The 13,682-nt window shown below is 67.2% G+C and carries 9 protein-coding genes; 4 read left to right on the forward strand and 5 right to left on the reverse strand.

Annotated features, from left to right (window positions below; genetic code table 11):
* Positions 1-603: 603 nt before the first annotated feature.
* Positions 604-1,551, reverse strand: a complete 948-nt coding sequence (gene trxB / locus VV867_RS25895) for a thioredoxin-disulfide reductase (RefSeq protein WP_328567935.1) — start codon at positions 1,549-1,551, stop codon at positions 604-606.
* 368 nt (positions 1,552-1,919) lie between these two features.
* On the opposite strand from trxB, the gene VV867_RS25900 reads away from it, so the two are divergent.
* From VV867_RS25900 to VV867_RS25910, 3 genes are all read left to right on the forward strand, one after another.
* Positions 1,920-3,857 (forward strand): sensor domain-containing diguanylate cyclase, encoded by a 1,938-nt coding sequence (locus tag VV867_RS25900; RefSeq protein ID WP_109934157.1) that lies wholly within the window; start codon positions 1,920-1,922, stop codon positions 3,855-3,857.
* Between the two features lie 86 nt (positions 3,858-3,943).
* Positions 3,944-4,684, forward strand: coding sequence for a sulfate transporter CysZ (cysZ, locus tag VV867_RS25905; RefSeq protein WP_328567936.1), 741 nt, complete (start codon positions 3,944-3,946; stop codon positions 4,682-4,684).
* Positions 4,685-5,181: 497 nt separating this feature from the next.
* Positions 5,182-7,785, forward strand: coding sequence for an autotransporter outer membrane beta-barrel domain-containing protein (locus VV867_RS25910; protein ID WP_328567937.1), 2,604 nt, complete (start codon positions 5,182-5,184; stop codon positions 7,783-7,785).
* Positions 7,786-7,853: 68 nt separating this feature from the next.
* Here the strand turns inward: VV867_RS25910 and VV867_RS25915 are convergent, their stop codons facing one another.
* The 3 genes from VV867_RS25915 to acpA all read right to left on the reverse strand — a co-directional run bounded on the left by VV867_RS25915 (position 7,854) and on the right by acpA (position 11,253).
* Positions 7,854-8,405: a hypothetical protein gene (locus tag VV867_RS25915; RefSeq protein WP_328567938.1), complete on the reverse strand. Its 552-nt coding sequence runs from the start codon at positions 8,403-8,405 to the stop codon at positions 7,854-7,856.
* Positions 8,406-8,413: 8 nt separating this feature from the next.
* Positions 8,414-9,394, reverse strand: a complete 981-nt coding sequence (locus tag VV867_RS25920; RefSeq protein ID WP_328567939.1) for a hypothetical protein — start codon at positions 9,392-9,394, stop codon at positions 8,414-8,416.
* Positions 9,395-9,558: 164 nt separating this feature from the next.
* Positions 9,559-11,253, reverse strand: a complete 1,695-nt coding sequence (gene acpA / locus VV867_RS25925) for an acid phosphatase (protein ID WP_328567940.1) — start codon at positions 11,251-11,253, stop codon at positions 9,559-9,561.
* Between the two features lie 191 nt (positions 11,254-11,444).
* On the opposite strand from acpA, the gene VV867_RS25930 reads away from it, so the two are divergent.
* Positions 11,445-12,647 (forward strand): glycosyltransferase family 4 protein, encoded by a 1,203-nt coding sequence (locus VV867_RS25930; protein WP_328567941.1) that lies wholly within the window; start codon positions 11,445-11,447, stop codon positions 12,645-12,647.
* Here VV867_RS25930 and VV867_RS25935 read toward each other — a convergent pair whose 3' ends face one another.
* Positions 12,648-13,607 carry a DegV family protein gene (locus tag VV867_RS25935; RefSeq protein ID WP_328567942.1) on the reverse strand — a complete coding sequence of 320 codons (960 nt, stop codon included), beginning with the start codon at positions 13,605-13,607 and terminating at the stop codon, positions 12,648-12,650. It lies immediately after the preceding gene.
* Positions 13,608-13,682 lie beyond the last annotated feature (75 nt).

Raw genomic sequence — 13,682 nt, forward strand, 5'->3', positions numbered from 1 at the left:
AACTGTCTATTGGGTTTGGGTGTAGCGCGCCGCTCCGAGTGCGTTGATGTTTCTTGTTTCGCCCCCTCGGGCGAGTCCCTTTTGTCAAACGGTGGAAGGCCACCCCCGCAAAAAGGAACCAAAAAGGCTTGCCCCGCATACGGGCCCGATGAAGCCGGGCTACCCTCACGAATTCCCCCGCCACGGAGGCCCGCCCCGACAGCACGTCCCTGTGCTGATCGGGGCTCTAGCGACATCCATGTCGCATGACCTCCTGAGCGCCGGTTTCGCTCGGCCTTCTGAAGGGGCGTTCCGGTGCGCGCGGTTGTTTCTCTGGAAGTCCCAAAACCAGAACAAGAGCCGCTGCTTTTCGTAGGAGCGAGCTTGCTCGCGAACCCTGACTCGGCCCCCTCCCTAACCCTCCCCCGCAAGCGGAAGAGGGGACTGTTCGGCGTGAAGCGAAATCCGAAGCTCCCGGGTTCCCACGTAGGGCGCATAACGCCTACGGCGTTATCCGCCGTTTTCAACGACGGATGATCGCGGACGGCTACCACGGCGCCCCCGTCAAAAAGGAAAAAGCCCCGACCAGCGGGGCTCCGTCCTGCACGCCGGCTCTTGGGGCCGTTACAGCGAATCCAGGTAGCGCTCCACGTCCAGCGCCGCCATGCAGCCGGCGCCGGCCGAGGTGATGGCCTGGCGGTAGACGTGGTCGGCCACGTCGCCGGCGGCGAACACGCCGGGGATGTTGGTGGCGGTGGCGTTGCCGTCGCGGCCGCCGTTGACCACCAGGTAGCCGTCCTTCAGTTGCAGCTGGTTCTCGAGCAGCGAGGTGTTCGGGGTATGCCCGATGGCCACGAACAGGCCGTCCACCTGCAGTTCCTCGGCGCCGCCATCGTTGTTGCGCAGGCGCACGCCGGTGACGCCCATGTCGTCACCCAGCACCTCTTCCACCTGGGCATTGAGCTTCAGGGCGATTTTCCCTTCGGCGATACGGGCACGCAGCTTGTCCTGCAGGATCTTCTCGGCGCGGAAGGTCTCGCGGCGGTGCACCAGGGTCACCTTGCTGGCGATGTTGGCCAGGTACAGCGTCTCCTCCACCGCCGTGTTGCCGCCACCGACCACCGCCACTTCGCGGTTGCGGTAGAAGAAGCCGTCGCAGGTGGCGCAGGCGGAAACGCCCTTGCCCATGAACGCCGCTTCCGAAGGCAGGCCCAGGTAGCGGGCGCTGGCGCCGGTGGCGATGATCAGCGCGTCGGCCGTGTAGGTGCCGCTGTCGCCCTTGAGCACCAGGGGCTTGCCGGCCAGGTCCACGGCGTTGATGTGGTCGAAGACGATCTCGGTCTCGAAGCGCTCGGCGTGCTCCTGCATGCGCTGCATCAGCGCAGGGCCGGTGAGGCCATGGGGGTCGCCGGGCCAGTTGTCCACCTCGGTGGTGGTGGTCAGTTGGCCGCCGGCCTGCAGGCCGGTGATCAGCAGCGGCTTGAGGTTGGCGCGGGCGGCATAGACGGCGGCCGAGTAACCGGCGGGGCCGGAACCCAGGATGATGACGCGGGCATGACGAACTTCAGGCATGGCTGACTCCTCGTCGAACAAGAAAAGGGAGCTGCCAAGGTACCTGGGGGAAGGTTGGGAGGCGCGGCAGCTCCCACAGAACGCACAGATCGCGAGGAAGGCAGGGCCGTCAGGAGCGAGCGGCGCTGCCGTGGAGTCACCCACGGCCTGAAGTCTGTCAGACGTTTCCCAAAGTCACTTTGAGATAAGTCAGGGACATTCCGCTTCGCCGGCCGATCCGTTCGCGACTGGGGATTGCCGCGCAGCGTAAGGCCCGCCACGCCGCGAACGAAATGCCCAATCTCAATGCCCCCGATAGAGGCCGGCTATCCCCCGCGGCAGGCCAACTAGACTCAGTATTCGTCCCCTCTCCCACCTGCGCGCCCGGCATGACCCTGAGAAAACGACTGCTCCTGCTGTTCCTGCCGCTGCTGGCCCTCAGCCTGCTGGGCATCTGGCTGCTGTCCGAGCACATCCTGCTCGAACGCTTCGACCGCGACGACCGCCAGCGCCTGTACGACGAGGTGCGCGTGCTCGACAACCGCCTGGCCTTCGAGAAGCAGCGCCACCTGGACCTGCTGCGCAGCTATGCCTGGTGGGACGCCAGCTACGGCTTCGTCTCGCACCCCACGCCGGGGTTCGTGCGGGAGAACCTGGACATCGACATGCTCGGCAACCTGGGCTTCGACTTCGCGCTCTACCTCGACCGCCGGGGCCGCGTGGTCACCCAGCGCTGGGACGAGGCACGGCTCGCCGCGCCCCAGGCGATAGCCGGCGCGCCCAGCCCCGAGCGACTGCGCCAGGACCTGCTGCGCCGCGCCCTGGAGCTGGGCGTGCTGGACCTGCAGGGCGATCCGTCGCGCAGCCTGGCGCAATGGCTGCTGGTGGACGGCACCCCGCTGCTGCTGCTCAGCCAGCCGATCAGCGACAACCTGGGCCGCGCCGAGCCGGTCGGCGCCATCGTCGCCGGCTACCTGCTCGACCAGCGCCACATGCGCGCCCTGCAGGAGCAGATGGACGCGCGCCTGCAGGTGCAACCCGGGGTGACGCCCGGCGACGGCTGGCGCACCCTGCACCTGCCGGGGCGCAACGGCGGCACCCTGCTGAGCCCGCGGCGGGTGCTCGACGCCGATACCCAGCAGGTCACCCTGCTGTTCCTGGACGCCACCGACACGCCGCAGTTCAGCCTGGCCATCGGCAAGTCGCGGGTCGCCTACCAGCAGGGCCAGGAGGCCATCCGCCTGTTCCTCGGCATGACCTTGCTGATCAGCCTCACCGCCCTGCTGCTGGCCTACCTGGTCCTGGAAATCTGGGTGATCCGCCGCGTGCAGCGGCTCAACCGCGGGGTGGCGAACATCGGCGCCGACACCGGCCCCGCCCGGCTGGCCGACATGGGCCGCGACGAAGTCGGCCAACTGGCCTGCGAAGTCAACCAGATGCTCGAACGCCTGGAGCGCAGCGAGGCCCGCGACCGCGCCATTCTCGACAGCATCCGCGACGGCTACTTCGAGATGGACGGCGACGGCTTGGTGCTCACGGTAAATGCCGCCTTCTGCCGCCTGCTCGGCTACACGGCCGAGGAAGTGGAAGGCCACTCCTACCGGGAACTGCTCGACGAACAGGACGTGGCGCGCGCCCGCGGCCTCTACCAGCAGGTGCGCGACGGCGAGCAGGAAACCACCTTCGCCGCGCCCTTCAAGCGCCGCGACGGCCAGCGCGTGATCTTCGAGACGAAGGTCTCGCCGATCACCGACGCCCAGGGGCAGTTCCGCGGCTTCCGCGGCATCCTCCGCGACATCAGCCTGCAGGTCGCCTACCAGCAGCGCCTGCTCGACCTCGCCTACCGCGACGCGCTGACCGGCCTGGGCAACCGCAAGGCCTTCGGCGAACAGTTGCCCCTGGCCCTGCAGCGCTGCGCGCAAGGCACCAGCGTGGCCCTGCTGTACGTAGACCTGGACCACTTCAAGCCGGTCAACGACCGCTTCGGCCACGCCGCCGGCGACGCCGTGCTGGTCGCCGTGGGCGAGCGCCTGCGCGGCAACCTGCGCCAGCCGGACATGGCCTTCCGCCTGGGCGGCGACGAGTTCGCGGTGGTCCTCGAAGGCGTGGACTGCGACAGCGCCGAGCGCCTGGCCGGGCGCCTGCTGGCCAGCCTCAACCAGGACTACCACGCCGGCGAGCAGCGCCTGGAGTTCCTCTCCGCCAGCATCGGCATCGCCCTCTACCCGGCCGACGCCGGCGACGCCGAAGGCCTGATCCACGCCGCCGACAGCGCCATGTACCGCGCCAAGCAACAGCGCAACCACTACAGCCGCTACCGCGCCTGAACCCCACACAACAGGCAAAACAGACGGCTCGCGAGCGTGCGCCGGCCCTGCTAAGGTCGCAAGCTGGTTTCCTACGGAGATGTTCCATGTCCACCCTGAGCGGCCCGCAATACCTCGGCGAAGGCCTGAAACTCATGATGCGCCCGGGACTGCGCCTGTTCGTGCTGCTGCCCCTGACGATCAACCTGCTGCTGTTCGTCGGCCTGATCGGCTTCGCGGTGAACCAGTTCAGCCACTGGGTCGACTGGCTGATGCCCAGCCTGCCGCAGTGGCTGGACTTCCTCCAGTACATCCTCTGGCCGCTGTTCGTCCTGCTGGTGCTGCTGATCCTGTTCTTCAGCTTTACCCTGGTGGCCAACCTGATCGCCTCGCCGTTCAACGGCTTCCTCGCCGAGAAGGTCGAGGTGGTGGTGCGCGGCCAGGACGACTTCCCGGCCTTCAGCTGGGCCGAACTGGCCGCCATGGTGCCGCGCACCGTCGCCCGCGAACTGCGCAAGCTCGGCTACTTCCTGCCACGGGCCATCGCCCTGTTCGTCCTCAGCCTGATCCCCGGCCTGAACATCATCGCCACCCCGCTGTGGCTGGTGTTCGGCGTGTGGATGATGGCCGTGCAGTACATCGACTATCCGGCGGACAACCACAAGCTGGGCTGGAACGAAATGCTCGCCTGGCTGCGCAGCAAGCGCTGGGCCTGCATGGGCTTCGGCGGCATCACCTACCTCGCGCTGCTGATCCCGGTGGTCAACCTGGTCGCCATGCCCGCCGCCGTGGCCGGCGCGGTGCTGTTCTGGGTGCGCGAGGAGGGGGAGAAGGCGCTGGTGAAATAACCCGGGCGCATCGTCCTTCCCTTCTCATCCTGCAGCGGCGCCCCCCGTTGCGGGATGCCCCTTCCTCCCCAGTCCATGCCTGCCACTTCTTCCCCTCCTCGTGGCGCCGCCTTGCGCTGAATCGCAACTTATTCGCAGCCGCTTTCGCGTTCCGTTCGCGCTCGATGTTTTTCTGGCGCCATAAAACTGCCCCTCATCAAAGAATTTCGAAAAGACGGGTTTCAAGCCGGACGGTCAAGAAAATCGGCTGACTTATATCAATTGGTTTTTTCCTCCTCGCTCCAAAGAATATTCCTACACCACCGCCTCACCAGAAGCCTCGTGGTGGCGCGGCACAGCTGCGCACCCAGCCTGCCTGGCCAGTCCAGGCCCCATCGTCCAACGCTGGCGGATCGGCATCGGCAGCCCGCAGCTGCCGCATTCCTTCTCCTCGTGCCCTGACGCGCGTTGGCTCAAGCCCCGCCCTTCCGCGAAGCGGCGGTGCAAGGAGGTGAACCATGCGATTCCAGAAGACAGCCCTGGCGCTTCACGTCGCCTTGGCCGCGGCCCTGTCATTGCCCATGCAGGGGGCCAACGCCGGCTGCACCGGCGATGCCGCCAGCAGCACCCTGACCTGCGACGTGCCCTTGTACTTCGGCAACCCCGCCGGCTACGACAACGTCGTGATCAACACCACCGCCAACGGCTCCACCGGCGGCAGCTCCGGCCTGGCCGGCTTCGGCATCTACGGCAACAGCTCGACCTACAACCTGAAGAACCTGCTGATCACCACCACCGGCTCCACCGCGGACGCCATCCAGGCCAACATCGGCACCAACAACATCCGCGCCGACTCGCTGACCATCGTCACCAGGGGCTCCTCGGCGGACGGCATCAATGTCACCGAGAACGCGATCAACTCGACGGTCACCATCGGCGACGGGGCCTCCATCACCGCCGAAGGCACGGGCATGGGCGTGCGCGCCAACACCTCGAAGAACGGCGGCAAGAACCAGATCGTGATCGGCAAGGATGCGCACGTCACCACCCATGGCGGCGCCTCCAACTGGCTCGACGGCACCGGCTACGCCGTGTACGCCGGCAACCGTGACCTGAGCGCGAGCAGCTACAAGGGTGACGCCGAAGTCACCCTGGGCGACGGCAGCGTGATCCTCACCAAGGGCAACGCGGCCCATGCCGTCTATGCCAACCGTGGCGGGGTGATCAACCTGGGCGACACCAGCATCGCCACCGAGAAGAACAACGCCTACGGCATCTACGCCCAGACACTCAGCGATGCCAATGGCCCCCGTGGCGGCGTGGTCAACCTCGACGGCGACACCCGCGTCAACGTGACCGACGGCAACCGGGCCCTCTACGCCAGCGGCGCCGGCTCGCGGATCAACAGCGGCCAGGCCGCCATCTACCACCTCGACAGCAGCGCGGCCAGCGACCAAGACGGTCGCCTGGGGGCCAGGCTGCTCGCCGACCAGGGCGGCGTCATCGACCTGAAGATGGCCGCCGGCTCCTACTTCAACGGCAGCACCGCCACCGCCAGCGCCGGGGAGATCCACCTGGCCATCGAGGGCGCCAGCCGCTGGGACCTGAGCGCCGACTCCAACCTCAGCTCGCTGAACCTGGGTAGCGGCGCCACCCTGGCCTACCTGCGCCAGGGGGACGCGAGCGACTACCAGTACAAGACCCTGACCGTGGACGGCGACTTCACCGGCGGTGGGCGCCTGGTGATGAACACCCACCTGGGCGACGACAACTCGGCCACCGACCGCCTGGTGGTCAATGGCGACACCTCCGGCGACACCCGGGTGACGGTGAACAACACCACCGGCACGGGCGAGCAGACCATCGAGGGCATCCGCATGATCGAGGTGGCCGGCTTGTCCGCCGGCGAGTTCCAGTCCGACCGGGTGACCGAAGGCGGCTACGAATACCTGCTGCGTCGTGGCGGCACCTTCGTCGGCTCCACCGGCTCGGACAAGGACTGGTACCTGACCTCCTACAAGCCCACCGTCGATCCCGAGCCGGAACCCGAGCCCGAACCTGAGCCGCAGCCGGAACCGGGGCCCGATCCCGAGCCCGGCATCCCGCCCATCCCGGAGCCCCCGGCACCGCCGGCCCCGCCCAGCGACGGGGACCGCATCCGCCAGCCGGAGGGCGGCGCCTACACCGCCAACCTGGCGGCAGCCAACACCCTGTTCCTGCACCGCCTGCACGACCGCACCGGCAACCTGACCTACGTCGATCCGGACACCGGCGAGGCCAGGACCTCGATGCTGTGGCTGCGCAGCGTCGACGGCGCCAGCCGCTGGAACGACAGCACCGGCCAGCTGAAGACCGAAAGCAACCGCTACGTCATCCAGCTCGGCAGCGACCTGCTGCGCTACAGCAACGACAAGGGCGACTGGGTGCTCGGGGTACTGGGCGGCTACGCCAACGGCAATTCCACCAGCCGCTCGCGGATCACCGGCTACAGCGCCAGGGGCGAGATCGATGGCTACAGCCTCGGCCTCTACGGCACCTGGTACGAGGACCGCGACGACGAGAATGGCGCCTATGTCGACACCTGGGTGCTGTACAACCGCTTCGACAACGAGGTGCATGGCGAGCAACTGGCCAAGGAGCACTACGACTCCGACGGCATCACCGCCTCCGTCGAGGCCGGCAAGACCTTCCGCGTGGCCCGCACCGAGAAGGCCAGCGTGTACGTGCAACCCCAGGCGCAAGTGGTCTACATGGGCGTCAAGGCCGACAGCCACCGCGAGGCCAACGGCACCCGCGTCACCGGACGCGGCGACGGCAACCTCATGACCCGCCTGGGCGCCCGCGCCGCACTGCGCAGCAATGACGCGCAGGGCTTCGCCGGCACCTATGGCGTCGAGCCCTACCTGGAGGCCAACTGGATCCACAACTCCGACGACTTCGGCGCGAAGATGGGCAACACCCGCTTCGACATGGACGGCGCCAACGACATCCTGGAGGTCAAGCTGGGCGCCACCAGCAAGCTCAACAGCCGGGTCAACGTCTGGGGCGAAGTGGCCCGCCAGCACGGCGACAACGGCTACCGCGACCAGGCCTTCACCCTGGGCCTGAAGGTCAACTTCTGAGCCGGCGGGTACAGGGGCAGGGCTCGCCCTGCCCTTCCGGCATCCCCCAGGCGGCGGGATGCCGGCCGCTACAACCCATCAGCCCTGAGGCAGTAGGTCTTGCCGTTCATGTCCTTGCAGGGCCAGTTGTCCTCGATGTAGCTGTCCGGACGGAAGCAGAAACCGTCGTTCTTCACCCAGAAGACCTGCCAGCCAGAACCGGACCTGCGTAGTTGGCTGCAGGTTTGGTAGTCCATGGCGGCAAGTGCAGCAGTGGTACCAATCGCCAATGCAGGCCCTACCACTATCATCAATACGGCACCAACCTTGAACAGCCATAACGCGATCTTGAACCAGACCGGACTTCGCGAGGTTAGAGGTTTTCTAAATAGCAGCCCGTGGAAACCACCAAGTAAGGTCACGGGGCCCAATAGCAGCCCAGCAATCATGAAGAAGGCCGGATAGACCGTTTCGACTATGGGAGCCTGTCGCCAGAGGCGAAGATAGATCGGAAACAACATTTCAATGCATATCAGCAAGCTCCCGACAATTATTGCCAGCCCAACCAATATCAGAGCGAAGCCGATAGGGCGTAGCCATCGTTCAGAAATGGGAGTCACCGCGTCTTCATTGAATCTCATGGGCTGGATTAGAGCTTTGGTAGATTGAGGTTTTCCAAGATACGCGTCCGAAAAGGCACCTCGGGCACCAAACCAGGTGGTACGCGTTTAAGCAACCAGTTCCTGGCCTCATCGACCGCCTGGTCCACAGCAGCATCGATCACTTCACCGACAGCACGTTCGGCATAAGTTCTGACGTTATTTACATCCAACGCCTCGAATCGAGCTGTAAGCGAGGAAGCATTGTCCACCGCGAAATGGAGAGAGTCTCTCACACGCCGTTTAATACCATAGCGTTGGTCCAGTAAATTCAACCCGACACCAACACCAAATACCACTAATGCCCCAACCAACACAGGAAGGACAGCAAATCCAAACATCACACTAATACCTGTAGCAACCGCATACCCAACCGCCGAAGCGATCCCCGCCTTGACCAACTCGACGCCAACGCCACCAAGCAAATCCAACATGCTCAACTGGTCGTTGAAGTACCACTCAAGGACCTCCAGCCCCACTGCCACGTAGCAGGAAAGCCTGAAGCCACTGAGGGAGCTGCCGCGAATGCCGTAACGTCCTACGCCCATCTGGACCAGCTTGGCATTGTCGACGGAATAGCGCGTGCCGGTCAGTATCCGGCGCAGCCCCGGGTAACCGGACAGGACGACGTACTGCCTGCCTTGGTAGAAGGTATATCTGATCCGAGTATTGAGGCCTCCGAGGTCCCGTACCAGCCGGACGAAGTTCACCGTGTCGAATGAACCCAGCGCAACCGGGACGCCCCAGGGGGTGCTCGCGAACGAATGAAACGGGCTGTCAAGATAGGCCCCTGAGCCATCGAACGGCCCGTTGGCTTGGCACAAGCCAGGCGCCCCGACCGGGGGCAAATGACTGGTCGCATGATCGCGGGCCAGTTGGTTGGCCTGTTCGACGGTGAGGAACAGGAGTTCGCGGTGGTTGGCGTCCAGCGAACGCCCCAGCTCGTCCAGTTGAGCGGTGGTCAGCCCCATGGGTGCTCCAGCGGGTGATTCGGCCTTCCCCGTTCGGCGGGTGAGGGAAGCACAACGAATTACTCGCTGGTGCCGGGCATCGGCTGCCGGGCGTTTCCTGCTGGACTGTAGGGTTTTGCGCTAAATGCGGCATCGGCCCCGGCGCGTACCGGGGCGCTCTTTCTTCATGCGCTGAAACGCAGTGCCGCGGTCAGGTCGCCCATGGGCTGCTGGCCGCGGGCGCGCATGGCGTCGTCGCGCAGTTTCAGGCCGTCGAGCTTCTCCAGGTCGAACACCCGGGTGATCAGGCGCAGGATGGAGCCGGTGTCGTAGACACTGTGGTCCACCGTGCCGTGGCGCGCGAAGGGCGACACCACCAGCGCCGGAATGCGCGAGCCGGGGCCCCAGCGGTCGCCCTGGGGCGGCGCCACGTGGTCCCACCAGCCGCCGTTCTCGTCCACGCTGATGACGATCACCATGTTCGGCCATTGCGGGCTTTCCATCAGGTGCTTCACCGCGCGCACGATGTGGCGGTCGCCGCTGGCCACGTCGGCGTAGCCGGCGTGCATGTTGAGGTTGCCCTGGGGCTTGTAGAAGGTCACCGCCGGCAGCGTGCCGGCGCGGGCGTCGGCGAAGAAGCGGTTGCTCGACGGGTCGTCGCCCAGGCCGCCGTCGCGCAGGCGCTTCGCGCGTTCCCCGGGGTGTTCCGGGCCCTGCTGGACGAAGTAGTTGAACGGCTGGTGGTGGTACTGGAAGTTGGGGATCTTCGGGATGCCGGCGGAGTTCCTGTACTGCTCCAGGGTGGCTTCCCAGGCGCCGGCGTACCAGGCCCAGTCGACGCCCTTCTTGCTCAGCTTGTCGCCGATGTGCTCGTGGCGCTGCGGCACCATCACGTTGGGCTGGCCGGGCAGCGCGTAGTCCGGGCGCTGGGGGTCGCGCTGCACGGTCGGCCAGAACGGCGGGAGCATGGTGTTGACGCCGTAGCCGTCGGGGGTCAGGGCGCTGGGGCCGAACTTCGGTGCGCCGCCGCTGACGCTGGCCGGCGAATCCTCCAGGGGTTGCAGGCGCGGGTCGGCGGGGTCGTCGCTCATCAGTTGGGCGATCTGTGTGCGGGCCGGCGAGTCTTGCACGTCCGGGTACACCGGCGGGGTGGCCGCCACCAGGTACTGGTGGTTGAGGAAGGAACCACCGAAGGCGCCCTGGAAGAAGTTGTCGCACAGCACGAAGTCCCGGGCCAGGTCCCACAGGCGCAGGCTGTAGGGGCTCTGCGCGTAGTAGCCCATGGGCAACGCGCCGGAGTCGGCCCAGGCGACGAACATGTCGTTGCGCCCGCCGTTGATCTGCATCTGGTTCTGGTAGAACACGTGCCAGAGGTCGCGGGTCACCAGGCCCAGGGGCAGGTCCTCGCCCTGCGGGCCCTTGAGCGCGAAGGGCGCGTTGGCCAGGTTCTCCTGGTACTGCACGCCCTCGGCGTAGCTCACCCCTTCCAGGCTCTGGCCGACCTGCAGCACGCCGCCGTACACCGGCGGCAGCTGGTCCAGCAGGCTGCCGTCGCGGTCGCGCTGCCGGTAGTCGGCCGGCTGCAGCGACGACAGCGGTTTCTCCACGCCGGGGAAGTCGCCGAACAGGTTGTTGAAGCTGCGGTTCTCGGCGTAGATCACCACTATGGTCTTCACCTGCTCGCGCAGCGCCCGGTCCAGCTCGGCGCCGCTCAGCTCGCGCCCGGTTTCGGTGGCCCGGGCCGTGCCCTCGCCCACCAGGCCGACCAGCGCCGCCCCGGCCCCCAGGGCCGCGGCACCGCCGAGGAAGCGGCGGCGGCCGGCGTCCGCCAGTGGCTGGGCAAGGTCCTGCCCGGGATTCTGGTCGCGCTTGTCGCTCATCGTCGGCTCCCTGTTATCGGAAATCGCGGCTATCGGAAATCGCGGCACTCTAGCAGCCCCGTGTGACAGCCGGGCGAAGGCTCTATGACAGGCCTTTCCCAAAACCTTGCGGGAAACGCCCGAATCGTCCGTCACATTTCCGCAATCCAGGCGTCACACCCGCTACACCGGCCAGGCGGAGACTGCCGTTCATGAGCACGACTCCCCTGCGCATCGCGCTGATCAGCGAAACCTTCCCGCCGGAGATCAACGGTGTGGCCAACACCCTCGGGCGCCTCGCCGCCGGGCTGCTGCAGCTCGGCCACCGGGTGCAGGTGGTGCGCCCGCGGCAGAGCGTCGACGACGGCCGCCACAGCGACGACGAGCTGCTGCTCACCCGCGGCTGGCCGCTGCCCGGCTACCCCGGCCTGCAATGGGGCCAGTCGTGCCTGCACAAGCTGCTGCGGCACTGGCGGCGGCTGCGCCCGGACGTGCTCTACATCGCCACCGAAGGCCCGCTCGGGCTGGCCGCCCTGCGCGCCGCCAGGCGCCTGCGGATCCCCGCCCTGAGCGGTTTCCACACCAACTTCCAGCAGTACGGCGCGCACTACGGCCTGGGCCCGCTGACGCGCCTGGTGACCGCCTACCTGCGCTGGTTCCACAACCGCACCCTGCGTACCCTGGTGCCCAGCGCCAGCCAGGCGCTGGAGCTGGAACGCCGCGGTTTCGCCCACCTCGCCCAGCTGGCGCGCGGCGTGGACGGCCAGCTGTTCCAGCCCGGCCGCCGCGACGACGCCTTGCGCCGCGAGTGGGGCCTGGGCGAGCAGGACATCGCCGTGCTGCACGTCGGCCGCCTGGCCGCGGAGAAGAACCTCGGCCTGCTCGGCCGTGCTTTCGATCAACTGCGGGCAGCCCACCCACAACTGAACCTGCGCCTGGTGATAGTCGGCGACGGCCCGCAGCGCGCGCAGCTCGCCCGCGAATTGCCCGGGGCGGTGTTCTGCGGCCTGCAGCGCGGCGAGGAACTGGCCCGGCACTACGCCAGCGGCGACCTGTTCCTCTTCCCCAGCCTCTCCGAGACCTTCGGCAACGTGGTCCTGGAGGCCCTGGCCTCGGGCCTGGCGGTGGTCGCCTACGACCAGGCCGCCGCGGCCCAGCACATCCGCCACGGGCACGACGGCGCCCTGGCGATTCCCGGCGACGAGGCCGCCTTCATCGATGCCGCCAGTTGGCTGCTGGAAGACCGCGAGCACCTGCGCCGGGTACGCCTGAACGCGCGCCAGCACGCCGGCCGCCTGGAATGGCGCGGCATCGTCGAACGCTTCGAGGGCTACCTGCTGGAGGCCGTCCGCCAGCCGCTGCCGGCGACGGCCGACGGCACCGGCGCGCTGGGCGCCGATACCGTGCGCAAGTGATCAGGCGAAGGGCTTGGGCTCGGCGGCGAAGGACAGGCTCATGGCCCCGGCGCCGAGGTTGATGCCCCCGGTCGGGCTGAGCATGCCCAGGTGCATGGCGATGCCGCGTTCGCCACAGGCCTTCTCCAGCGCCTCGAAGCCTGGCAGGTCGCGCAGCGCCGAAGGGTCGCCGGCGTAGCTCAGGCCGACGTGCGGGGCCAGCAGCTCGCCGGCCTCCACCCGCGCGCGGGCGAAGTTGAGCAGGCGCTCGGCGGATTTCTCGTAGTTCGGCGACACCGACACCGGCTTGTCCTCACCCTGCACCAGGCTCAGCACCGGCTTCATGTCGAGCATCGAGCCGATGCCGAGGAAGGCGCCGCGCAGGCGGTCGCCGATGCTGCTGCGGTCGCCCTTCTGGAAGCCGCGGCGGCGCACGTGGCCCAGGTCGTTGGCGACCAGGAAGGTGTTCATCTGCTGGCTCAGCTGTTCCAAGCGCGTGCGAATGGCGTTGGGGTGCTGGTCCTCGCCGAGCAGGCGCGCGCCTTCGGCGGCCAGTACCGCCAGGCCGGCGAACACCGTCTGGCTGTCCACCACGCGCAGCGCGAAGGGGCCGGCGATGCCGGCGGCGGCGCGGCGCTCGCGGTAGCTCTGCAGCAGGCCGAAGGAGGCCTGGGTGGCATTGTCGAAGATCGGGCTGCGCGCGCTGCTGACGGTCAGGCAGATGACGTAGTCGAAGTCGGTGACCAGTTGTTCGAGGAACCAGGCCTGGGTTTCCGCAGCGGTCAGCGGCTCGCTGCCGTCCTCCGGGGCGACCTTGGGCAGGTCCTCGGAATAGAAGCGCAGGGTGGTCTCGGGGTCGCGGTCATCGATGATCCGGCGCTGGCCCAACCGGATACCGATGGGCAGTACGCGGATATTGTTAGCGGCGAGGAATTCGGGGGGCAGGTCGCAGGTCGCATCCACCACCAGGCCAATCCGCATGGCTTAGCTCCTTTGGCCGTGTGCCGGCCTATTGTTGTGTTGGCGGCCCTACAATGCCCGTTTCCGACCTTCAAG

This window comes from Pseudomonas sp. JH-2 (assembly GCF_036231725.1).
GTDB classification, from domain to species: domain Bacteria; phylum Pseudomonadota; class Gammaproteobacteria; order Pseudomonadales; family Pseudomonadaceae; genus Pseudomonas; species Pseudomonas delhiensis.

Excerpts from the sequence above, each read along its gene's own strand:
- trxB (WP_328567935.1), bottom strand. The coding sequence starts at position 1,551 with ATGCCTGAAGTTCGTCATGCCCGCGTCATCATCCTGGGTTCCGGCCCC.
- VV867_RS25900 (WP_109934157.1), top strand. The coding sequence starts at position 1,920 with ATGACCCTGAGAAAACGACTGCTCCTGCTGTTCCTGCCGCTGCTGGCC.
- cysZ (WP_328567936.1), top strand. The coding sequence starts at position 3,944 with ATGTCCACCCTGAGCGGCCCGCAATACCTCGGCGAAGGCCTGAAACTC.
- VV867_RS25910 (WP_328567937.1), top strand. The coding sequence starts at position 5,182 with ATGCGATTCCAGAAGACAGCCCTGGCGCTTCACGTCGCCTTGGCCGCG.
- VV867_RS25915 (WP_328567938.1), bottom strand. The coding sequence starts at position 8,405 with ATGAGATTCAATGAAGACGCGGTGACTCCCATTTCTGAACGATGGCTA.
- VV867_RS25920 (WP_328567939.1), bottom strand. The coding sequence starts at position 9,394 with ATGGGGCTGACCACCGCTCAACTGGACGAGCTGGGGCGTTCGCTGGAC.
- acpA (WP_328567940.1), bottom strand. The coding sequence starts at position 11,253 with ATGAGCGACAAGCGCGACCAGAATCCCGGGCAGGACCTTGCCCAGCCA.
- VV867_RS25930 (WP_328567941.1), top strand. The coding sequence starts at position 11,445 with ATGAGCACGACTCCCCTGCGCATCGCGCTGATCAGCGAAACCTTCCCG.
- VV867_RS25935 (WP_328567942.1), bottom strand. The coding sequence starts at position 13,607 with ATGCGGATTGGCCTGGTGGTGGATGCGACCTGCGACCTGCCCCCCGAA.